This window comes from Synechococcus sp. BIOS-E4-1, assembly GCF_014279995.1.
Lineage (GTDB): Bacteria > Cyanobacteriota > Cyanobacteriia > PCC-6307 > Cyanobiaceae > Synechococcus_C.
Window position 1 is genome coordinate 2,507,037 of record NZ_CP047935.1, and the last position, 22,615, is coordinate 2,529,651.

Genomic DNA, 22,615 nt, shown 5'->3' on the forward strand with positions numbered 1-22,615 from the left:
GAATGTGGGACCCACCCCCCTTGTATATATAAAAAAAGAGTCATTTTGTAGAAATAGATAAAAGTAAGTTCCCCCTTCCTTTATCCCTGAAAACCCTTTGTGTCACCGGAAGGTTTGTGGGGACCTGACGGGGGACACAGACCGTCCCCTTAGTCAGGAAATTTGGTCAAAGCCCGGTAAGCGACACCACCGCGTTTCCCCTGTGAAAGTTGACCGATCCCCATGTCATGCAGCTGTTGAAGCATCACCTTCGCCATAGCTGCGGTGATGCCTTTTTTCTCGCTGCCCTTCATGGCATCCCGGATGACTTTCCACGTCACGGGGCCTTTCGTCTTGAGTGCGATTGCATGAATACGGCGCAGCAGTTTTTCGCGATTGTGGATTGCATTTGCTGCGCCTTTCTCAAGTCGTGCGGTGGCATGGAATGCCGCAGTCCAGTCATCAAGTGTTTCGATCAGCAGGATTGCTTCCTGCAGCCTTTGCATTGGCACCTGGGCCAGGTATTGACCGTTCTGCTGGCAATGAAGGATGTGCAGCAAACCAGCGATGCGCAGTGCCTTGCCCGGTGACTTGTTTTTCAGGGCCTTGACCGCATTCAGGTCTGATTGATTGCGAAGTTGTTGGCACTGGAAGGCGTAATCAGACAGCAGCTCGATCCCGTCGTCGTCGAGTTCATAGGTGCGCGGCGCTTGCTGCCATAGCGACGTGGCAATGGACTTCAGGGTGCGTTCTGCCTCCAGGCGCTGCTGTCGTTTTTCAGCTGTGAACTTCGGCAGCCGGTAAGTCATTTCCGGTAGCGGCAGAAAGATGCACCGCGCCCATTTGCCGTTTGCATCACCGGATGCAATCAGACGCCGCAGAACATCGTCCTGAATGCCGCCATACAGCGAAACGTGGCAGTGGTCATAGGTGCGGCCTTTGCTGCAGCGAATGGAGTTGAAACCGTCGCCATCGAAGATTTCCAGGAGTTGCTGTTCATCACCGCCTGAACCCTTTCCGCCTTGCTTGTACTTGCCGAAGGAATCGAACAGGGCCGCGACTTCATCACGCAGCACCAGCAATGACATGCCGTTGCCTTCATGGGCTGCCAGTTGATCGGCCAATGCCTCGGCTGTGTAGTCATTCGTCGTGTGGAGCAAGGCCACAGGCCGCGGCGGTTTGTTTGGCCCTTTGCGTTCCTTGCATTCCAGTTCCCATGACTCGAAGCGTTCAGCGTTTACGCGACTCAGCTGATGCCGGATTTCCTCTGATGGCTTGGTGAAGATCGCTTTGACCAGCGGTGATTTCTGCGCACCGGATGGCCCTACATCGATGCCAAACAGGTTCATCGGCACTTCCCAATCGGTGAATGGGTTGCCATTGATTCGGGTGCCAAGTTTCAAGCAACTGCTGGTCATCGCCAGCTGTGCCATCAGCAGCGTCAGGTCCTTGTAATGGATGCCCTGCTGCACGGTCTGCAGTGCCCCGGTGATGGTTGATGGCAGGAACTGTTCCAGCTGGATGGTTTCAACCTGCTTTGCGGCTGCATCCACCAACGTGATGACTTCAAACACCTCCGCTGCGGCTTCGGTGTCTTCATCGGCAGCACAAAGGCCATTGAGGATTTTTTCGACGGCAGCAACGTGAACGTCTGCCTGTGCAGCGATGTTCTGCACTTCGACGGCCATTTGGCCGGGATCAAGCCCGTCTCGCAGGCACTCAAACAGCTGTTCTTTGATCCATTCGCTGCTGTGTGCTTCGACGCCCCAAACATCACGGGCAAGCTGGAAAAAGGTGCCGTCAGTGATTTCGCCTTTTGCTTCCTTGGCCTTGGCGGTCAGGTCTTCATCCTTCGCCCATTCAGGGCTGTGGATGGTCATCTGCTGGCCAGCCTGTTCAGGGCCAATGATGTGGGCCAGTGACCACAGCAAGGGCAGATATTTATCGCGGTTGTTGCTGCCCGGTTTTCTGGGCGGGATACGACACAGACGGTCCAATGCCCTCTGGCTGCTGCGATTGCTTGAAACGGCCTTGGCTGCGGTTGGTGTTGGTGTTGGTGTTGGTGCCGGTTCTGGCAGTCGGCTGATGATTTCTTCGCGGCTGTAGCGGGCCTTTGATTCGTGGATCAGCGTGACCTGGGCCACGGGCTTGCCTTCGCCGTCCATGTACCAACAGCCAGGCAGGCGCATCACCCGTGACGGGTCATTGATCGAAGGGTCGCTGCCCAGATAAGCGGCCAAACGCTTCATGTCGTCTTGCCATTGCTCGGTGTCAGCAATGGGTTCAGACAGCAGCCAATAGGCATGCAGGGAATCACCGCCAGTGCGCACCACGGCAGATGGCTCTGGCATCAAGCCCTGTTCAAACAGGATTGAGTGCTGCTGTTCTTCGGTCATGCCGTCGAACTCAGCGAAGTAGGCCACGCATTCGGTGATTGAGCTTTTGGTGTCACCGCCGGTGTTGATCACGACGTAGATGCCAAGGCCATCGCTCTGCGCTTGCTTTACGGCGTCGTTTGCTTCGCTGCGGCCAAACTTGCGTGCGCCAAGTTGTTTCTTGCGTTCTGGTGGCGTTTTCTTGTGGGGGAATGCGCGAAACCGTGCATCACCGTTTTTGCCGATAAGGGTCAGGAAGTGCCGTGCGGCCTGAATGTCGATTTGTGGTGATTCCATCAGTCGCAGTTCTCCAGAATCACGGTCAGTTGATCCACAGCAATGGATGCCCAGCGCGGGCAATCGGGATAGTTGGTGATCAGCAGGTCAATGGCCTGTGCCGCCAAGTTGCGGTGCCTTTGGATGCAGAAATCTTCTGCAAACTCAGTGCAAAGGGAATCAGCCAGTGCTGAAAGGTATTCCCGTTGCAGGGCTTCATTGCCCTGCGGTAATTCAATTACAGTTCGCATGTCACGTTCAAAGGCTTTCGGTCCGCGGGTGGTGCTTCGGGCCGTTTTTTTGTTCAGGCGTCAGCGACGGCCAAGGAACCCAGGTAAATCAGTTCGCGTGCGGCGTCAGCGATAGAACGCAGGCCCTGATTACGGCGATAGTCCTCAAGGAAACGCCTTAGATCGTGGTCCATGACAATGGACATGCCAGCACTTTTGCGTTCGCCTGAACCGCAAGGTTTGGGAGCGATGAGCATCGAAGGTTGCTTAAGTGGTTGAACAAGCGAACACTAATTGATGCAAATTGCAGGTTCTGAATACCTTGCAAGCCTCTGCATTCGCTTGCATTACTTTGCAGGAAAATTCATTTGAAACTTAAGCATTTCCACGCATAAAAAAGCCCCCAGCTGGAGGCTGTTTGATCAGTGGCTCTTTGCTAGCTGCTTTCTGCAATCTCGATGACTGCGTCCTGCCAGTTCAAGCTTGTCCCTTTTATTCGTTCAAGCACCATCTCAGACAGATCATCGGGCGATGTAAAAATCTGATCTTTTGATTCAGCCTGCTGAAACAGTTCGTCGACTTTTACTTCCATTGCATTGCGCAAGCAGACGTGCTGAAAAGCAGCTGACAGTGTTTCCTCGTCAGGTAACACCTTGCTAATGCCTTGGGCCTCCAGCTCACCATGCACAAACTCCACAAATTGTGGAGCAGTCATGGCATTTAGCTCAACCCTTCTGCCTGACCATCGCCCACCGTCTTTGCCTTCGACCAAAAACGCCAGTTCATCAGAAGACGCACCGCAGTTTTTCAAGTTGTCTGTTGGGTCCTGTTTCTGGCGGGTAGGCCACTGGAATTCCTCTGATTCCAGATCCATGCGCTTGGCCTGTTCAAGTCGCAGCCCTAAATCAATGACTTCAGGCTCACAGCTGAATTTGTAGCGCCGACCATCACTGCGAATGGTCCTCGCAATGGTCATCCCTGCAGCGTCGAAATCGTGCAGCAGGAAGATCGGCACCCCTTGTGAACTGAGTTTGTCCACCAGCTGTCGACTGGCGGTTGTGCTCATGCCCTTTGTGGAAAAGATCGCCACATCAAACAAATTGCGGGTGCGGGCCTTTTCAAACAAAGCTGTGAAGCCTTCTTTTTCAATGAAGATGGCCGCGCTGTAGCAACCGGCAGGGCCGCTGGTGCTGATGGATAACGGCACTGAAGGCTCAACTTCGCCGATCTGTGGTTCAGTCCATCCGTTCACGTACTCGCGCACATTGACGGTGCCAAGTGGAATGTTTCTGGCGGTGTGGGGTTCGACCAAGTGGCCCCGGTCGTCGTAGACCACGTCCCACCCAGCAGTCAGTTCAGGATTTTCGATTTGAAAATCTGGCAGCAACGTCTGGGTGAAGTATTGGTCCGACAGTGGTTTGCCCGTCATTTCTTGAATTTGGGCACGGGCCGCATACATCACCTGTCTGGCATTGGCGGGATATGCACCATCGCCGCTGGCCTTTAGATATGCCTGCTCCATCACAGCCCAGGCCGCTTCCTTGGCGCTGATGGTGGACTTTCTTGAAAGGCGTTCAAGTTCCCTCTGACTGGAACGTTGATCCCGTCGCAGCCTTGCTTTGACCGACCTCCACTTTTTGCACACCTTGGTGAGCACTGTGGTGATCGCTTCCTGCTGTTCTTCGCTGAAAGCGATTCGAGACTTTCCGCGATCCACGTAGTGGAAACCTGGGCAAACCAGATGAAGCACCACAGTCACAGGGTCTTCATGGTCAATCAGGTTGTCGGCCAGAACTTCCCTGATCAGGTCACTGGGCGAGACAAAAACAGTGCTGTTGTTGATGCCAAAAATCAAAGTGCTGCCGCCGTCAGATTCGGTCTCAGCGACGAACCATGCCTCTGCAACGAATGGTCGGCAATGGTCTTCAACAGCGACCTTGGCGTAAGTGCCGGAATCAGGTCGAACATCACGCAACTGCGTAAGACGTTCGAGCACACCCTTGCCGATAATTCCTAACCGTTTGGCTTTTGGCGCTTCGCCGCTGTAAGAAGCAATCGCGTCGTGGAGTGTCTCCACAAGGACTTCATGCACTTCGCCATCACGGGTGAATGCGTCTGCGATCGTGGTTCGTTGCAACCTCAGGTCATCCAGAACTGCAGCCTGTGTCCAGGTTGATGACATGCCCGCAAACAGCTTGATGAAATCCCTGGTGAACATCTCAGGGCTGGCATTGATATGGGCGCAAAGCAGCGACTTGAATTGGTGGCGATAGAACCAGCTAACGGGGATTCGGGCGTCTGGCTTCCACTTGCTAAAGCCAAGGTCGCGCTCGGTTTGTGGTTCAGCAAATGGCACAGCATTGACCATGATCAAGGCGTGTGGATTGAACAAGCCAATTCGAGCTGCGCAATCAATTGCATAAGCCTCGTTTTCATCACTGGGCCAACAGAACTGCACTGATGTGCCGTTGCTTGGCTTCACCGTTTCGGTGTCATGGCAGAGAGTTGGTTCCTGTTGGATTTCGTCGAAACCCACCGTGATTGTGTGGCGGATTCCGTTTGCTGTGATGACCACTAATCCTTTGCCATTGGCCACGTAGCCAGCGGCATAGAGGCATTTCAGCGCGTTGCCCAGCTGCCCTCTGGTTGGACTGATCCAAAGGTTGTTGCTGCTGGTTCGGCTCAGATAATCCAGCGATTTTTTAACGGTGCTGGCGGGAATTCCAGGGCCGTTATCGCTGACAGTGATCGTGTCGTCTGTGGTGCTGATCTCAATGGTTGGGCCAACGCCGGAGCCTTCGCAGGCATCCAAAGCGTTGTCCACTAACTCTTTCAGCAGCATGGGCAGCCAGCGGTTATGGCCAGCCCCCATCTGCATTTCGAGTTCTTTTTCAGAGAAAAATTCAGCAGCACGCGACACCGTAAAGGTGGTGCGCGTCATTAGTCCCCCCAGAAAGCGCGTTCCGCATCCCGCATCTCCAACAGCGTTTCCCGCCGCATTCGCAGCAGGTCGCTTTGTCGTTCGGAAGCAGGCCCGCGATGTTTGGCCAGTTCCCCGTCGATGGAGACCAGCCGTTTTTTCAAGCAGTGCAGTTCAGCCATCGTTCAGGCCCTCCTGTTGAAAGACGGTCAACAGTCCCCACATGGAATCCATGCGGTCGGATTCGCCTGGTTTGCCAGCAGCGGTCAGCATTGAAAACGCCTGAATCAGTGGTTCGCGGCGATCCCAATCAGGGGTGTCTGGGTGCAGCTGCCTGGACAGCATCAACAGTTCGCGCATGGCCTCTGTGATGACGGCCTGGCGTTCGGTCATGGTCGTTTTCAAGCGGCACCCCCCTTGGCAACTTCCCAAGCCTTGATGGTCAGTTCGCGGTCCCAGATCCATGGGGACCTGTCAGCCGGGGTGCGTCGTTTGTAGTGGCGTCCTTGAGTCCATGGGGACTGTTCAGACGCCCGGTAGTGGTGAATGGTTCGGACAGAAATTCCGAGTTCATCCGCCATTGGCCCGGTCAGGAGCCATTGGTTTTCAGACATTGATGCCACAAGTTCAGGGACAAAGGAACAAGTGGCGGTTGCGTTATCGCTGTTTTGGCTCGCGAATTTGTTTCTGGTCAGCCCAGAACTTCCTTGCCCGTCGTATGGCTTCCAGTTCCCTGCGCCAATGCTCTTGAGCAACGCAGCGAGGCATGGTTGTGATGACCACGCACCCTTCAGGAACCACTGGCGGTTTGCCAGCGGTACTCAGAAACTCACGGATCTCACGCTCTTTGCCTTGAAGCTCTGGTGGGAGATCAAGGTGAAAGCGACGAGAGCCAAGAGGCTTCTTTGAGGAGCGGCGAGTCATACGGATGGGGAAGGAATCGCGAGGAAACAGCGATAACGGCAACCCGACCCGATTCACCATCGGCTGCCAAACCGGTGGGCACAGGCCCCCTGCGAGCAGGGAGGGGGGCTCGAAGCCCCAACGTCGTACCGGCAGTATGCCGAGACTTCCGGCAGTCACAAGCCCCCACCTGCGAAGTTTCGGTGAGAGGGGTGCTGAGGCATTAACCCCTCAGACGTGCTCCAAAACTGATGTGTCTCGCGCCCACTCGTAATTGCTTTCGTGAGTGCTGAGGCTGTGCCCCATCGCCAAACAGATCACGTCATTGCGGTGGCCTAAGTGATGCGCACGCAGTGAAAACGCATTCCTGAAGCTGTACGGCCTGACCCATTCGCCGCATGCCGTGTATTGCTCTTTCAGTTCCAGCCAATACTTCTGGCGCTCAAGGAATGTCCGTACTGCGTATTTGTCAGCCAGGGGTGGCAGCGGCAACTGGCCGATGGCCATCGCACCAGCAAGGTTCCAGTCCACCTGTTCGCCAAAGGCATCTGTGAGCGGCAAGGGCATCAGCCACCGCTGCTTGGTTTTCACCCGGTTGCAGACCTTCTGGTAGGTGCAGAACAGCGCCGGTTGCTTTGTCGTTGGGTGCTGCTTCACCACAAGGTGGTTCAGCTCTTCTGGCCGCAACCCATAAAGCGCCATCAGCTGGATTGCATTGCGCCAACGGTTGGCAGCGTCGGTGTCGGCCAGCGAATCCAACAGTTGCAGGATTTCAGCGTCAGTGATGGTGGCCACGGTGCGGCGTTCAGCCTTCGCGCCACGCAGTTGCTTCACGGCACGGTCGGTGAGGGTCCAGCTTTCTGGTGGAAGGCCGCATTCCTCCACGCCGAACTCAAGGAACAACCGCAGGCACTTGATTGCCTTGCCCCTGTTGGTTGGCATTTCGGCCCAGGGTTCAATCAGACGGATGGCCAGCGCCCGTGCATTGGCCGGTGGCGATGACGTGCCCATCAGCAGAACAATGCGCTCCAGGAATGGCTTGTAGTTGCGCTTCCAGCTGGTCTCGGTGACGGGTGCCAGCACTTCGCGGTCAGCCTGGAATTTTTCCACCAGCACTGGCCATTCGCTCGTCACTGTTGGCCGTGTGGCCGCGGCTGGCTGAGTGGACTTGGCGACTGCATCCCGCAGGTCGAAACCTTCGCCCACCAACTTGTGCAGTTCAGTGATCAGCTGCACTGTCTCGGGCACGGTGTCGGCAGCCCAGGCGGTTGGCAGCGTCACGGTCGTGGCGGTGGTGCCTCCCTTGCCGGAACGAACGCTCAGGAAGACCTTTCCCCGCATGTTGCGGACAGACCAGCCCTTTGGGCAGCTGTTGCGAAGTCTGGTGATCCATTTGGCCGTGTCAGCCATGGGGTGAGAGCAATTAGGCGTGGGTCAAATATAAGCACATAGTGAGAGCAGGGTGAGAGCAAACCCCGAAACTCGTCAAAATTCAAGGCAAATAAAAAACCCAGCGACAGCGGAGAACTCCTGCTGCAACTGGGTTTGAGCCTTAAGCCGATGACCTGACTTGAACAGGCGACCCACGCTTTACGAAAGCGTTGCTCTACCGGCTGAGCTACATCGGCGCCCCTAGGAAATTAACATTTAGGTTCACGCAGACAGCTTTTGAGCGCTGAACCCGAGGGAGATCAGGGACTGGATCCGGCGATGCGGGAAAGGCTGCTGCGCGAATCACGTACTCCGTGGAGGGGGCTGCGCAGGTTGCTCTGGATCGCCCTGTTCGCTTCCGGTGGTCTCGGCCTTTTCGTGATGAGTTTCAGCATCAGTGCCGGTAACAGTGTTGTCGGCACTGACCTGGCCATCCAGGTCGGGGCTGTGGTGCTCTTCGGCGGGTTGCTCTGGTTCGATCGTGACCGCGGCGACGGCTGACTCTGCTTCTGATTGGCCTTTAGCCGAGCTGACTTCGGTTATCTCCGAGGTCTTTTCTGGCAAGTCCTCATCATCAGCTGTTGGTGCGGGTTGCGTTTGCGAGCTGGGTGCTGAATCGAGAGCAGATGGCTGAACTGATGGCTGATCAATCTCAGCCTCGCCGCCGGCAACAGAGTTGTTGGCACTGCTCTGCAGCTTCTGGTCGTCATTGCAAGGCTCTTCGAGCGGTTGTTGCTCAGCATGGATCGCTTCGAAGTCAGACGATGCCACTGTGTCGTTGGCGTGCTCCTCGTCTACCGAGATGACCTCGACTGCCTTGTTGATCGCTACAGGCTCGTCTTCCTGGACGTCCTCATCACCATGGGTCTCAGCAGGTTCTGGTTGTGGATCAGGCGCTTGATCAGCAGCGGATTGGTGGACCTGGCCTTCACTGTTTTCAGAAACTTCCGTCTCAGGTTTTTGGCGAATCACATCGGTTTCCTCCCATTCCAGAGGCGGCAGTTGCAGAAGCCCCAGGCCAAGAGAAAGGTGGTTGCTCTGCAGGTCGGCCGGGTTGATTGGCGTGAGGTCTGCAAAAGTCTGATCGCTGCGGGTCAACAGCCAGATGGCCTGAACAAGCTGTTGCCATTGCCAAAGAATCAGAGCCAGCAATGGTGCCGCGATCAACAAAGCCGTAAGTCGGCTGCTGTCGATCGTGGGGGAGAACTCAACCACCAAGAGAGCTGAATGGTCGATCCACCAGAACATCGGCAGGAGCAGTGCAATGCCGATGATCAGAGCTGCTTTCAGACCAAGTGGCTGCTGAATGGCACTGATGCGACGCTGATCAACAGTGCGCTTTGCTGCCGGGATGCGCACGAGGAGCAGTGAGGCCCAGTCGGGAGCCCTTCGCCAGAGCAGCACACCTGGCGCGACGACCGCAAGGCCCCAGATCAGCAGGCGTTCGAGAGCCGGGGCAGGGCCGAATGCAGGTCCGGCCAGCAGGAGCCTGATCAGCTCGAGCTCCAGTGGAATGACGGCAAATGCCATCAACTGAAGCCAGAGCAGTGGCTCTCGGCGGCTGATCATCAGGTGGTGAGCTTGCGGCGCTGCGTGACCATTTTGAAGGCTTCGATGCGATCACCTTCTTGCCAATTGGCAAAGCGATCGGTGCCTACACCACACTCGAAACCGGTGGCCACTTCCTTCACATCGTCTTTATTGCGACGCAGTGAGTCGAGATCACCTGCATAGACAATCTCCTTGCCGCGGTGGACCCGAACCTTGCAGTTGCGCTGAATCTTGCCGGTGGTGACATAGCAACCGGCAACAGCACTCTTGCCGATGGTGAACACGGCGCGGACCTCAGCTTCACCCAGGGCTTCCTCGACCAGCTCAGGTTCGAGCAGACCTTCCATCGCCAACTGGATGTCTTCCAGCAGCTTGTAGATCACGTCGTAATCACGCACATCCACACTGTTGGCATCAGCCGCCTTTCTGGCACCTGAGGCCATCGAGGTGTTGAAGCCGATGATCACGGCTCCGGAAGCAGCCGCGAGGTCCACGTCGGTTTCGGTGACCTCGCCAGGTGCTGACAACAGAACCCTCACCTGGACTTCGTCCTTGGGCAGCTGCTCCAGAGAACCGAGGATGGCTTCGACAGAACCCTGGACGTCGGCCTTGAGGATGAGGTTGAGTTCCTTGAGCTCTCCCTCATTGGCCTGACCTGACATCGCGGTGAGCGAGACGCGGCGAGAGGCCATCTGCTGAGCCAGGCGGGTTGCACGGGCGTCTGATGCTCGATCACCGACAACGGCCCGTGCGGACTTCTCGTCTGCGTAGACCTCGAACTCGTCGCCGGCGGTGGGTACCTCGCTGAATCCGAGAGCTTCGACTGCGAAGGACGGGCCGGCTTCCTTCAGGCGCATTCCTGCATCGTCGACCATCGCCCGCACTTTTCCAAGGACAGGCCCAGCTGCCACGACATCGCCGGTTCGCAGGGTGCCGTTCTGGACAAGCAAGGTGGCCACTGGGCCTTTGGCCTTGTCCAGGTGCGCTTCGATCACGGTGCCGCGGGCCATGCGATCCGGGTTGGCCTGCAGGTCTTCCACTTCGGTGACCAGCAGCAGCATTTCCAGCAGCTTGTCGATGTTTTCTCCCTTGATGGCGCTCACAGGCACCATCACCACATCGCCGCCCCACTCCTCTGCAAGCAGGTTCTGTTCAGACAGCTCCTGCTTAACGCGATCAGGCGAGGCTCCTTCCTTGTCGATCTTGTTGATGGCAACCACGATCGGCACTTCTGCAGCGCGGGCGTGGCTGATGGCTTCCAGGGTCTGCGGGCGCACACCGTCGTCAGCTGCCACCACCAGAACCGCCACGTCAGTGACCTTGGTACCCCTCGCACGCATGGCCGTGAAGGCTTCGTGGCCAGGCGTATCGAGGAATGTGAGTTTACGCGCTGCGTTGTTGTGTTCGATCTCGACCTGGTATGCACCGATGTGTTGGGTGATTCCACCGGCTTCTCCGGCGGCAACCCGAGCTTTGCGGATTGCATCGAGAAGACTTGTTTTGCCGTGATCGACGTGACCCATCACGGTCACTACGGGTGGACGTCGGATCAGATGCTCACGGTCCGCCTCTTCGATCATTTCAACGGTCTTCTTGGCAGCCTCCTCCACGTCGTCCTGAAGGACCGGCACACCGAACTCTTCGGCCACCGTTTCGATCGTGGGCATGTCCAGGGTCTGGGTGACCGTGGCGATGATCCCCTTGAAGAAGAGGGATTTGATGATTTCCGAGCTCTCCACGCTGAGCATGTCGGCGAGCTCCTGCACCGTGAGATTGTCCTCCGGCACAACAATCATCTCCGGCCGCACCTGCTTGGCTTCACGAGCTGCACGAAGCTCCATGGCCCTGCGCCGCTGACGCTGGCGGGCGGTTTCCTTGCGCCGCTTGCGCATGGCCGCCACAGGTTTGGGTGTGGTCCTTTGCTGGGATTTGGGTTTGGCGGGACGAGCCAGGCTCGCCGACAACACCATGTTTTCCTGTTCACCGGCGAAACCACCGGTCTGTGCGGCCAGCGAATCATCGTTTTCGCCGATGATGTGAACCTTCTGGCGTTGCTTCTGGGGAGAGCGATTGCGCAGAGCTTCGAGCTTTGCGCTGTCATCCCAGTCGGGTCGTCCGGGACGTCGTTGTCCGCCAGGACCTGCTCCAGGACGGAAGCCTGGACGACGAGGTGCGGTTGCGGGAGAGGGTGTAGGCCGATTGACCGGCGGTGTGGCCTTGGGGCCATCAGCGCGGGGCGAGACAGGGGTGCCGTCTGGACGGCGCGGCGGTGGCACCGCCGGTCGACCTGTGGGCTTCTGCAGTTGCATGAGCTCACCGGGAGCAACCGGCTTGCGCATGCCGGGAGGCATTGCAGGTCGATTAGAGCCAGCTCCACTGCGAGTCCCGGCTCCAGGCCGCCCTCCCTCGCCGCGGTTGCTGCTGCTGTCGCGACGGATCGGCTTGCCTACCAATTCAAGGGTGCTGCCGGGGCGTCCGGCCCCCTGGCGGCCAGATGGTGAACCCGGGCGAGAGGGTGCACCTGGTCGTTGTGCACCAGCTGGACGTTGTGGCGACCCAGCGCGCTGACCGCCAGGAGCACCAGGTCGGGGAGCCCCTGGTCTTTGGGGAGCACCGGTTCCAGGCCGCTTCGGCTGGGGACGACCCACCAGTTCCGGCTTGGCAGGTCTCTGCGGTGGTGGCACCGTTCGGTTCACCGGTGATTTGGGCTGGGGGCGTCCAGGTGGTGGTGGGGTCGGGCGCGCACCCCCTTCGCTTGGTGCCCGACGGATCGGTGCCGTATTGCGGGGTTTGGCTGCTGTTGTGGATGAGGGCGCACTGGGTCTTGCCGGCGGCGAGGCAGGTCTGCTGGCGGTGCGATTCGGCCCTGGGGCAGCGGCTGGTCGAGGTGTCGGCTGCCGGGGTACCTGGGATTGGCGTTCAACCGGTTTCTGAGCAGGCTGCTTTTTGGGAGGCTCCTTGCGAACCAGCGTCTGTGGCGGTGCCACGGGTTTCGGTGCAGCGGTTTTCTGGGGTGCAGCAGCATGCGGTGCCGCAGGTTTTGCGGGAGCGGCTGGCCGAGCCGGCGGTCGCTGAGGCGTTGCGGCAGCGCGGATGGGTGCGGCTGGAGCAGGAGCCGGTTTCGGCTGTGCTGGCTTGACCGGCGCAGAGGCATCAACGCCGGCCGCCTTTTTCACCGAAAGGATTGACTTCCCTGGTGCGGGTTTCGAGGGAGCTGCAGTCGGGCGGGTCGCACCACCGCTGTTCAACATCGTGCGGATCTTGCCTGCCTCGACTTCGCTGATTGAGCTGCTGTGGCTTTTGGCCGCAATGGACAGCTTCTCAGCGGCATCCAGCACGTCTTTGTTGTCCAGGCCAAGGTCCTTGGACAGCTCATAGATTCTGACTTTGCCGCTGCTGGTCATTCAGGTCTCCGGTCGGTCCGGGCACGGGTGCTCGGGGCACCACACAAGGTGGGGCCAGTGTTCATCTTGCCTCAGCGGCTGATTCCTTGTTTGGTTTCAGTCGCTGTCTCAGCTCCTCAAGCGCGCTGTCGGGCACCTGGCATCGCAGGGCTTTATGCAGTCGTTTTCGGCGCTGTGCTTCCTCAAGACAGCTCTCCTTGCGACAGAGATAGGCCGATCGCCCCATGCCCTGATCAAGGAGAACCCCGTCCCGATGGTCGCGGATGACCCGCCAGAGGATGCTGCGATCAAACAGCTCTCGGCAGGCGACACACCGACGCAGGACAGGGCGTGAGATGTTCACCGGGCTCCTTCCTCGTTGGGATCACTGACAACCTCTTCAGTCTCAGCTTGTCCCTGATCTGTGGCAGCTTCCGATTGCTCCAGTTCAGCGGGCTCTGATTCAGCTGACTCCTCGTAGACCTCGGCGTCTGCCATCGCTTCTTCCGCTCCTTCGCCGTACTCCTCCTCGTCCTCGGGCAGGGGGTAGAGCTCACGCAGGCGCGCATCTTCTTCCGCTCTAGCGGCCTGCTCAGCAGCGAGTCGTTCTTCGGCTTCACGTTGCAGTGCCTCTTCCTGCTCGCGTTGAGCGATCAGTTCCGAGACAACGGCATCTTCTGCTGCCTGGTCATATTCGCTCGAATTCTTGATGTCGATCTTCCAGCCGGTCAGGCGTGCGGCTAGCCGCACGTTCTGTCCTTCTCGGCCAATCGCCAGGCTCAATTGATCGGGTGGGACCAGCACATGGGCATGTTGTCCGACAGGGTCGACGAGCCGAACCACATCAACCCGTGCAGGGCTGAGCGAGTTGGCGATGTACTGGCCGGGATCCTGCGACCAGCGGATGACATCGATTTTCTCCCCGCGGAGTTCATTCACCACCTGCTGAATCCTGGAGCCGCGGGCGCCGATGCAGGCTCCGACAGGGTCCACCTCGCGCTCGATGCTGTCCACCGCAACCTTGGTGCGGGGACCGACGGATCGTGAAGGGGGATTGGCTTCTCTTGCCACGGCAACGATGCGGACGGAGCCTTCCTGGATTTCCGGCACCTCGTTTTCAAAGAGGTAGACCACAAGACCCGCATTGGCTCGGCTCACGAAAAGCTGAGGACCTCGCCTTGGAACCTCGCTGACCTCTTTGAGAAAGACTTTGAAGGTGGCATTGGCGCGATAGTTGTCGTTGGGCAGCTGATCGCGTCGTGGGAGCTCCGCTTCCACTTCAGGACGACCCAGTCCTGAACTCACAGCCATGATCACAGACTGGCGCTCGAAACGGATCACGCGGGCCGTGAGAACTGGATCTTCAAGGTCGGCGAACTCCTCCTGAATCATCCGTCGTTGCTGGTCACGCAGCTTCTGGGCCAGCACCTGTTTGGTTGTGGCCGCAGCCATGCGGCCGAAATCCTCCTTCTCCGGCGTGACATCCAGGACCACCGTGTCGCCGGCCTGGGCGTCTTCTGCCACCTGCATCACCTCAGCCAGCGCGATCTGGTGGTCTTCGCTCTCCACCTCCTCCACGATGATCTTGCTGGCGAGAACTCTGTAGCCCTCTTCCTCCAGATCCAAAGCAACGTCGAAATTGCTGAAGTATTCCTCGTCGAAGGGGTCTTCTCCAATTCCCAGATACAGGGTGCGGCGGTAGCGCTCATAGCCCTTGAGTAGTGCCTCTCTCAAAGCGGCTTCAACCACCTGAGGAGGAAGCTTTTTCTCCTCACTGATGTCATCGATCAGGTTGCTGAGGCCGGGAAGGAGAACGAGTGCCATAGCGGTGATGAGGAGGAGTGATGGAGCGGAAAAAAGGGGTCGGTTGTGATCTGTTCAGCCTGTGGGGCTTGTGAGCTCAACGCTGATCACCGAATCCCTCGGGATCCGTTTGACCCGGCCGCGGATATTGATCTGGACGTGGTCTTCGGTGCGTTCCAGCAGGGTTCCCGACAAACGCTGCTCCCGGCCTTCGTCGTCTTTGTGGACAACATCAACGGGATAGCTCCGGAAGGTTTGAAAATCCCTGTCCGACTGAAGCCTGTCCCCAATCCCGGGGCTGCTGATCTCCAGAACATAGGCCTCCGTGAGCAGAGCAGAGGCTTCGATGGCCTCTCCCATCGGTGCACTGAAACCGGCGCAGTCATCCAGGGAAACGTCATCTCCATTGCCGCGTCGGATCTGCACCTGCAGGGTCATCGGTTGCAGATGCGTCAGCACCTGGGCACTGACCAGTGCAAATCCATGGCTTTCGGCCGTGATCTTGGCCAAAGAAGTGAGATCCGGAAGAAGTGGATGGGGCAAGGGCGCGGGAAGGGTGGTCTCGGGCTCAGGCCCGATGGTGGATGCGTTGATCACCCTCCCGGAGAGAGGATCTCACCAGGCCGTGATTCCAATTTAAAGGATTGCCGACCCCCCCCTCTACGAGCGGAGTTCGATCAGTGCTTGATCCGATGCCTTGCTCAGGGGCCGGCTGCTGTTTCCAGCTTCTCCAGCAGCACATCCACGGGGATCTGACTGGAAAAACGACACGCGCAGGTTTCTGTGGCATCCAGACTGCCGTGCTCCCAATACTTATTGCTGCCCGTTCCGCCACCGCAGAAGCCGTAGTACTCGCATTCCTGTTGGCATCGCTTCATGCCGGAAGACATGTCACGAAGCAATTTCTGAAACGGCTTAGTCTGAGTGGCCTCCATCAGCGACAGATCGCGGATATTGCCCAGGTTGAACAGGCCATAGCGTTCGGTTTCGACCGAAAGCAGTTCCGGATCGAATGTTGAGAAGTTGCCCTTGGCGTCCACGCTGAGAATCGCGTAAGGACGGTTCATTTCGTTCTGCAGCAGGCGTTGGCCTCCCGCGATCATGCCCATGACCTGATCGAACTCACGAACCTGGATGGGGAAACCATCTTTTTCATTGCAGGCCCAGAACCGTGAAAGGAATTCTCTGTAGAGCTTTTCCTTCAACAGGCCCTGCATCGACGAGCTGGTGTGCACTCCCTCCTGCTCCTCCACATTGAAACCGAGCTGATGAATCCCTTCATCCCGGAAGAAGGCGTACATCCGCTCCGGTTGTTCCAGAGCATCAGCGGTCAGGACAGCAATTGCGTGGAAATCGATGTCGCGCTCGCGCAGTGTGCGGATACCGCGCATCGTCTGGATATAAGAACCCTTGCCGTTTCGGAAGCGTCGGTGGCTGTCGTGAATGTCCTCAGGGCCGTCGACGCTGACTCCAACAACGATCCGGTTGCGCATAAAGCAGTCGCACCAGTCGTCGTTGATCAGCGTTGCGTTGGTTTGCAGATGTTGTTCGATCACCACCCCCTGCTCCTGCAGGCCTGCGGTCTGGCTCTCGATGATGGCGCTGGCCTGGTCATAGAAGCTGGTGGGCAGCGTCAGCGGCTCACCGGCATGCCAGAGGATCGAGAGATGGGGCCCCCAGAACGGGCTTTCATAGACTCTCTCCAGCAGCAGTGGTAGCTGCTGCTGAAGGTTGAACACGTTGCGTCGCTGGCGATCCGGGAGATAGCAGTAACTGCAGTCGAGGTTGCAGAGTGACGTCGACTGGATCACCAGCAGACCGATCGGGCCGTAGTCGGAATGGTTCACCAGTTGGCGAATCCACCGCGGTAGCCGTTGGCGAAGCCGCCGCCGCCATTGCCCCAGGCCCGGCGCCGGCCGCCGCCGTTGCCCCAGGCCCGGCCGCCGCCATTGCCCCAGGCGCGAGCGATCTCTTCGTCGGTGCGAACGCCATTGCGTTGCATCACAGCCCAGGCTTCAGGGCTCATGCGCTCGATGCGCTGCTCGAGGGAGTTGCCCAGATCGGGTTCGTTGTGCACGGCGGCTCTGGATGATTCACACAGGACCGCACTCGTTGCCAGGACGGCGGCGAGGGAAAGAAGACTGGCTTTGTTCATGGTTCAGGGAAATGATGGATCAATCAGAAATCGGTATCAGGACTGCGGATTGAATTGAGCTGCGGTGGAGAGCACGATCGTGAAGAAGCGATTGATCTGCTCCTCCTTCAGGCCCACAGTGCTTTCTGTGCCAATCCAGGTGTTGATGGCCGAGCGGACTCCGTCGTCGTCGTTGATGTAGCCCGAGAGCAGGCGACCGATACCCAGATTGCTGATGTTGAGGAGATGGGGGGTGGTATCAGCCACCACACAGCCCACTCCTGAGCGGGCATAGGGCCTGTCAGGAACCAATGAGGAATCCGGTGCGGTTGCAGCCTGGTTCGCTCTCAGCCACAGGCTGTCGCCGCCGAGAATCTCAACGCTGCCGTCCTTGACCGCTGCCAGAGCCTGATCAGGCGTGTCAAAAAACTGGAAGTTGGCATCATCCACTGATTCCGCAAGCACGTTGGCCGCCATGCTGTCTTTCACAACACCGACCGTTTTGCCGTTCAGGCTCTTGGGAGTGCCATCGATACCCGCTGGGGCGAGCAGTCTCACTCCGCCTACGGAGAACGGCAGTGTGTAAGTCAGTGTTCGCTGTCTTTGCCAGGTGAAGGCAACACCGCAGGCGATATCAGCAGCTCCGGATCGGATCATGTCCAGGCCGTCGCGGGCGGAATCCGCAGCGACCGGCTCGATGCTGACGTCTTTGTCTTTTTTGTTCGGGGACACATTGATCTGATCTCGTATCGCTTCGAGAACCACGAACGAAAGGCCGTCGTAGTTGTCGCCGTCTTTCTTGACCATCGGCAATGAATCACCAATGACCACAGCTCTCAGCTTGCCTGTGTCATAGACGCTCTTGGCTGTTGAACTCTCGGCCGAGTTATCCGCTGCAGGCTTCTCGTTCTGACACCCCACCAGGGCGATTGTGGAAAGAGCAAGCAGGCCGGTTGCGGCCTTCTGGATCAGGCGCATAGGGATGACACCGTCGGATCGGTTTGATCACATCACTAGGCACGGCTTGCCGAAGCGACCAGTTCGAGAAATTGGAAACCTGCCCGATCAGGACCAGCCTGACGCTCCTCATCCTGTCGTTCTGATTGATCCCCGCGCCTGGGCTGCGATCGTCCAAGCCAAGCTCCATCCTGAGAGAGCGAAAACAATGGAGTTGATCAGTGCTGATCACCATTGATGAGTCATTCCGCCTTCTGAGCCAGCATCTGCGGGATCTCTCTGGCAGCCATCGCATCCTTGTGGCGACAGCCAATCGTCCCTATGCCCTGGCCTTGGCCAGTCTCTTCGCCCTGCAAGGCAGCGACCAAAAATGTCCTCTGATCGGGATCGCTTCGACCCGTGAGGAGGCTTTGTCCTGTCTGGATGGCATCTACGAACCAGTGCTGGCCTTCGTCAGCGAGCAGTTGGAGGAATGTCGGGGGCTGGATCTGGTTGTTGACCTCAAGCGTCGGTCTGTGCCGGAGTCTCCGATCGCCACAGTCTTTACGCTCAAAGGAGCGGATCCCACCCTGATGCGGGAGGCTCTCGCCAGTCCCGCGGATGTGGTCCTCACACGCCGCAGCCTTGATCTGACCTCAATCGCCAATGCGATGCAGTCGATCCAGGCCGGTGAGCGATTTGTGGATCCATTCATCCCCTATGCCATCTGTCACAGAGACCCCCGTGACGCCCATGCCCTGTCAGATCGGGAACGCATGGTGCTGACACTGCTGTGCGATGGCATGACCAACAAGCAAATTGCTGAGACGCTGTTGATCGCTGAAACCACGGCAAGAGGTCATGTGCAGTCGATCATGCGCAAGCTGAACGTGAAGGACCGCACTGCTGCTGCGGTGGAAGGAATCAGGCGTCACTGGGTTGACTGAAACGACGCCCTGAAAACGATGGGTGTAACCAACTATGTGACTAAACAATTTCTGAGCTGTGAATTTCTGATGAATTGGTTGCTCAGATTGTGTCTGGATTTAACCGTAAACCCTAGGAATGAAGGATTGTTGATCTCATCGTCAGCGGCAATGATTTCACTACCTCGCACAATCTTGATCCATGGCAACTTTTGCTGTTGGTGATTTCAGTCAGGACATTCGTGGCTTTGATCCGGTGTCTGACAAGCTTGACTTCGGGAATGTTTCTGTTCACAGCCTGATTCTCGGCCAGGATGAGAATGGTTTCGCGACAATTGTTTTCCCATGGCAGCCTGATCAGTTTCAGCGAATTCTTGGCACCGACGGACTTGGTATCCGTTGGAGCGATCTCAGCGCAGATAACTTTGCTCCAGTGGCGAATGAGCATCTTCGCCAGGATATTGGTGCTGTCATGTCCTGGGAAAACCAGACTGGACCTGGCTTTGACAATCTTGATTCAGTTCCCCAGGACACTGTTTACATCCGTTCGCATGAGAAAGACAGCGTCACCAGGATTGATAATTTCAATCCTCTGACAGACAAGATTAATTTTCTCTACTTCGGTACCCGTGAACGCTTGGAGGTTGAGAACGTTGGCGCGGATTTGGTCATCAGCTCAGAGCCAAATGGCCAGCAGTTTGTTTTCACTGGGATCCAGAAGGAGGATCTGATTGGCGCTAATTTGGAGTTCCATTTTGATCAGATTGAGGAGGATCTTCTTGATCGAGCGTTTGGCTTCAGTCCCGAGCAGCTCGCCTTGGCAGATCGCACAAGTCTGTTCACTCCCGATGGTGGTTACACCGATGGTGCGCAATCCCGGCCCGGGCAATTCGTCACGGCTGCGGGTGAGGCTCCCGGGCAGCCGACCTCTCTTGATGAGAGCCAGCGTCTGATTCAGGAGAGAGCGGATCAAAGTGAATCGGTCCCCGTGGGTCCAGCCTCTCAGCAGGATTCCGGTGGGATGGGTGTCATGGACATGTCCATGGATATGGATATGGATATGGACATGGACATGGACATGACAGCTCCGGATCTTTCCGCGGCGGTGATGAACCTGCCTGGAGGTTCCAATGTTCATAACAGCTGTCTGCAGCTCGATGTGGATGGATCCCTCTGGTGGGGCGGCGGCATCAGCGGCAACCTGATCGTTCGCAACCCAATGGGAGTGGCTGTTGAAGATTGGCAGGTTTCGTTCCTGACGCCGCATGGTTCCTTTGAAAGCTGGTCAGGCGAAGTCCAGGTTTCCGATGCAGGCAACGGTCTCAACAAAGTCACCTTGACACCTGCCGACTGGAATCGAAGCATTGCCGCCAACGGTGAAATCTCGATCAGCTTCAACGCTCAGGGTGAGGACCTGGCTGACAGTGGTGCCCTCACCAGTGCTGAATTCTTCGCTGATGTTGTTGCACCTGTTGCGATCCAGGCGCCGGAGTTCATGGCCGGCGAAGCCGTCATCTCCGATCCCCAGCCTTTGGACGAGCAGCAGTTCTCGCCCTCTGAAGGTGACGCACAGTCAGAGAGTGGCTTGTCTTTCGCTGAGCCGGCAAGCGCTGACGTCGCTGCTGATCAGCCTGTGGATTTCGGGGTCGTGGAGGATGTCGTCAAGGAAGCACCCTCCCCCGCATCTGCTGATAGCAACGCACTGATGCTCGAGGCGAGCGGGAACCTCTACTGGGGTGGGATGAGTGGAATTCTCAGGATCACCAACATCTCGGAGAGCGCGATCGACAACTGGTCCGTCAGCTTCGACACCCCCCACAGCAATTTCCAGAGTTGGGCTGGGTCCTCTGATCTCGAAGCGCTGTCAGGCGGTGGCACCAGGGTGACCCTCACACCAGCAACTTGGAACAACACGATTGCAGCGGGGCAGAGCATTGATGTGAGTTTCAATGCCGTCAGTGAGGGCATTCCCAACAGTGGCGAACTCACAAGCGCGTTGTTTTTCTCGCAGGTGAATGGTTCGGAGGTCGCGTCTACTGATTCCGAGGTGTCTGTAGAGGTTGTGTCGACAGGTGGCTTGGCTGATACAGCAGCCCCAGCTTTATCCCCGACGGGCACATCGCTTCCCACGAGCACAGATCCCGTGTCCGCCGAGCCTGATGGGGTCAGCACATCCTCTCAGCCTGAAGATCTTGTCAACCCTGTCCAACCTGGGAGTGCGACGGATCGCCTTGTGATTGCTCCGGAGGTTGTGACGACTTCCGGCCAGGAGATCAGTGCATCAGACAAAAAGGTGGTTGCCTATTTTGAGGAATGGGGGATCTACGAACGTGATTTCCTCGTGCAGGACATCAATGTTGAACAGCTCACTCACATCAATTACAGCTTCTTTGATGTGAAGGCCAACGGCGATGTTCAGCTGTTCGATACCTGGGCGGCCACAGACAAGCGTTTCACTGCAGCTGAGCAGGTCAGTCGAACCTTTTCACAGGCTGATTGGCTGGAGCTGGAGTCCGAGCGTTTTCAGGCATATACGGCAGGAGCTGATTTCGTCGCCACGACCAATTCAGACGGATCGGTGACTGTGACCGGTGTTCCCATGGGCTGGAATACGCCTGTCGATTATGTCGGAAACCTGAGGCAGTTTGATCTGCTTAAACAGCTTCATCCTGAAGTGAATCTGGGGTTCGCTCTAGGTGGTTGGACCTTGTCAGATGAGTTCAGTCTGGCTGTTGACTCTGAAGCTGATCGAGAAGCATTCACTGACAATATTGTTGATGTATTTCAGCGATATGACTTCTTTAATACGGTTGATTTTGACTGGGAGTATCCTGGTGGTGGTGGCGAATCAGGTAACGCATCCAGTCCTGAAGATGGCGTCAACTTCGCTCTCACTCTTGAACTGCTGAGGGGAAAGCTTGATCAACTTGAGCAAGTAACGGGTGAGGATTATGAGGTATCGATCGCCACCGCCGGTGGTTATGACAAGCTCGCTAATCTGAATCTGCCAGGTGTTGATCCCTACGTCGATTTCTATAATGTGATGACCTACGATTTCCATGGAGGCTGGGAATCTAAAACTGGTCATCAGGCGGCCATGATCAATGACCCTGGTGGCTATGATGTTGTTACAGCAATTGAGCAGTTTCAGCTCAATAATGTTGACCTCAACAAGGTGATTCTCGGAGCGCCTACGTACACTCGTGCCTGGGGTGATGTTGATGCCGGAGAAACGCTGGGGTTGGGAAATTATGGAGATTCCCGGCAAGCCCCTGGTTCCTTCGAGGTTGGTAATTATGACCAGAAAGATCTCATCACCGGCATCAATGATGGATCCTATGAATTGATCTGGGACGATGATTCCAAGGCAGCCTTTGCCTACAACGATGCAACCCGCGTCTGGAGTTCCGTTGAAACGCCCGCAACGATCGCTGGTAAAACGGCATTCGTTGATGACATGGGACTCGGCGGAATGATGTTCTGGGCTTTGTCAAATGACAGCAGTGGAGATCAGAGCTTGATCACAGCGGCTTCAGAGTTGCTACGCGGATCGGCGACCTTCGATGAAGTGATCTCGCGCAGTGAGCAGTTCGATTTCATTCTTGGCGGTGACGGTCAATTCGGGCCCGATGACTTCACCCAATCCAACCCAGGTTCTGTTGGGGGGGGGATGAACCGTTCTGATCCTGATCCTTTCAACACAGCGGTCTCCATGGATGACCGCGACGATGGCTCCTCTCTTGTGGATTCAACGCAAATGTTCTGATT

Annotated in this window: 19 protein-coding genes, 1 tRNA gene and 1 pseudogene; 3 read left to right on the top strand and 18 right to left on the bottom strand. The window is 57.2% G+C overall.

The window, feature by feature from the left end; genetic code table 11:
• Positions 1-149: 149 nt before the first annotated feature.
• The 10 genes from SynBIOSE41_RS13710 to SynBIOSE41_RS13755 form a co-directional block, all read right to left on the bottom strand.
• Positions 150-2,651, bottom strand: coding sequence for a DUF3987 domain-containing protein (locus SynBIOSE41_RS13710; RefSeq protein ID WP_186538325.1), 2,502 nt, complete (start codon positions 2,649-2,651; stop codon positions 150-152).
• On the bottom strand, positions 2,651-2,881 hold the full coding sequence (locus SynBIOSE41_RS13715; protein ID WP_186538326.1) for a hypothetical protein: 231 nt from the start codon (positions 2,879-2,881) through the stop codon (positions 2,651-2,653). The genes SynBIOSE41_RS13710 and SynBIOSE41_RS13715 overlap by 1 nt, the downstream gene beginning before the upstream one ends.
• A gap of 53 nt (positions 2,882-2,934) precedes the next feature.
• On the bottom strand, positions 2,935-3,117 hold the full coding sequence (locus SynBIOSE41_RS13720; protein ID WP_186538328.1) for a hypothetical protein: 183 nt from the start codon (positions 3,115-3,117) through the stop codon (positions 2,935-2,937).
• A gap of 179 nt (positions 3,118-3,296) precedes the next feature.
• Positions 3,297-5,801 carry an ATP-binding protein gene (locus SynBIOSE41_RS13725; RefSeq protein ID WP_186538330.1) on the bottom strand — a complete coding sequence of 835 codons (2,505 nt, stop codon included), beginning with the start codon at positions 5,799-5,801 and terminating at the stop codon, positions 3,297-3,299.
• On the bottom strand, positions 5,801-5,944 hold the full coding sequence (locus SynBIOSE41_RS13730; RefSeq protein ID WP_186538331.1) for a hypothetical protein: 144 nt from the start codon (positions 5,942-5,944) through the stop codon (positions 5,801-5,803). The genes SynBIOSE41_RS13725 and SynBIOSE41_RS13730 overlap by 1 nt, the downstream gene beginning before the upstream one ends.
• Positions 5,945-5,954: 10 nt before the next feature.
• On the bottom strand, positions 5,955-6,173 hold the full coding sequence (locus tag SynBIOSE41_RS13735; RefSeq protein ID WP_186538333.1) for a hypothetical protein: 219 nt from the start codon (positions 6,171-6,173) through the stop codon (positions 5,955-5,957).
• An 8-nt stretch (positions 6,174-6,181) separates the two neighbouring features.
• Positions 6,182-6,394 carry a hypothetical protein gene (locus tag SynBIOSE41_RS13740; protein ID WP_186538335.1) on the bottom strand — a complete coding sequence of 71 codons (213 nt, stop codon included), beginning with the start codon at positions 6,392-6,394 and terminating at the stop codon, positions 6,182-6,184.
• Between the two features lie 43 nt (positions 6,395-6,437).
• On the bottom strand, positions 6,438-6,863 hold the full coding sequence (locus tag SynBIOSE41_RS13745) for a hypothetical protein (protein WP_186538337.1): 426 nt from the start codon (positions 6,861-6,863) through the stop codon (positions 6,438-6,440).
• A 51-nt stretch (positions 6,864-6,914) separates the two neighbouring features.
• On the bottom strand, positions 6,915-8,093 hold the full coding sequence (locus SynBIOSE41_RS13750; protein WP_186538339.1) for a hypothetical protein: 1,179 nt from the start codon (positions 8,091-8,093) through the stop codon (positions 6,915-6,917).
• Between the two features lie 145 nt (positions 8,094-8,238).
• Positions 8,239-8,311, bottom strand: a tRNA-Thr gene (locus SynBIOSE41_RS13755).
• A gap of 82 nt (positions 8,312-8,393) precedes the next feature.
• Between SynBIOSE41_RS13755 and SynBIOSE41_RS13760 the strand changes: the two genes are divergently transcribed.
• Positions 8,394-8,615, top strand: a complete 222-nt coding sequence (locus tag SynBIOSE41_RS13760) for a DUF3493 domain-containing protein (protein ID WP_074162624.1) — start codon at positions 8,394-8,396, stop codon at positions 8,613-8,615.
• A gap of 504 nt (positions 8,616-9,119) precedes the next feature.
• On the opposite strand, the pseudogene SynBIOSE41_RS13765 reads toward SynBIOSE41_RS13760, so the two are convergent.
• The 8 genes and pseudogenes from SynBIOSE41_RS13765 to grrP form a co-directional block, all read right to left on the bottom strand.
• Positions 9,120-9,683: pseudogene (locus SynBIOSE41_RS13765) on the bottom strand (low-complexity tail membrane protein); the annotation flags it as partial.
• The gene (gene infB, locus SynBIOSE41_RS13770) at positions 9,683-13,069 is read right to left on the bottom strand and encodes a translation initiation factor IF-2 (protein ID WP_186538341.1); all 3,387 of its coding nucleotides are present in this window, start codon (positions 13,067-13,069) and stop codon (positions 9,683-9,685) included. The pseudogene SynBIOSE41_RS13765 and the gene infB, both read right to left, overlap by 1 nt.
• 61 nt (positions 13,070-13,130) lie before the next feature.
• Positions 13,131-13,412, bottom strand: coding sequence for a YlxR family protein (locus SynBIOSE41_RS13775; protein ID WP_186538343.1), 282 nt, complete (start codon positions 13,410-13,412; stop codon positions 13,131-13,133).
• Positions 13,409-14,872: a transcription termination factor NusA gene (nusA, locus tag SynBIOSE41_RS13780; protein WP_186538344.1), complete on the bottom strand. Its 1,464-nt coding sequence runs from the start codon at positions 14,870-14,872 to the stop codon at positions 13,409-13,411. The genes SynBIOSE41_RS13775 and nusA overlap by 4 nt, the downstream gene beginning before the upstream one ends.
• A gap of 54 nt (positions 14,873-14,926) precedes the next feature.
• A complete protein-coding gene (rimP, locus tag SynBIOSE41_RS13785; RefSeq protein WP_186541234.1) occupies positions 14,927-15,394 on the bottom strand; it encodes a ribosome maturation factor RimP in 468 nt (155 codons plus the stop codon).
• Between the two features lie 158 nt (positions 15,395-15,552).
• A complete protein-coding gene (gene grrM / locus SynBIOSE41_RS13790; RefSeq protein ID WP_186538346.1) occupies positions 15,553-16,698 on the bottom strand; it encodes a cyclophane-forming radical SAM/SPASM peptide maturase GrrM/OscB in 1,146 nt (381 codons plus the stop codon).
• Positions 16,695-17,006, bottom strand: coding sequence for a GrrA/OscA1 family cyclophane-containing rSAM-modified RiPP (gene grrA, locus SynBIOSE41_RS13795; RefSeq protein WP_186538348.1), 312 nt, complete (start codon positions 17,004-17,006; stop codon positions 16,695-16,697). Before grrA ends, grrM begins: the two co-directional genes overlap by 4 nt.
• A gap of 36 nt (positions 17,007-17,042) precedes the next feature.
• On the bottom strand, positions 17,043-17,963 hold the full coding sequence (gene grrP, locus SynBIOSE41_RS13800) for an extracellular substrate binding-like orphan protein GrrP (protein ID WP_186538349.1): 921 nt from the start codon (positions 17,961-17,963) through the stop codon (positions 17,043-17,045).
• A gap of 200 nt (positions 17,964-18,163) precedes the next feature.
• On the opposite strand from grrP, the gene SynBIOSE41_RS13810 reads away from it, so the two are divergent.
• Both SynBIOSE41_RS13810 and SynBIOSE41_RS13815 read left to right on the top strand, forming a co-directional pair.
• Positions 18,164-18,868: a response regulator transcription factor gene (locus tag SynBIOSE41_RS13810; protein WP_186538353.1), complete on the top strand. Its 705-nt coding sequence runs from the start codon at positions 18,164-18,166 to the stop codon at positions 18,866-18,868.
• A 181-nt stretch (positions 18,869-19,049) separates the two neighbouring features.
• Entirely contained in the window at positions 19,050-22,613 is a 3,564-nt protein-coding gene (locus SynBIOSE41_RS13815) for a glycosyl hydrolase family 18 protein (RefSeq protein WP_186538354.1), read from the top strand.
• Positions 22,614-22,615: the final 2 nt, after the last annotated feature.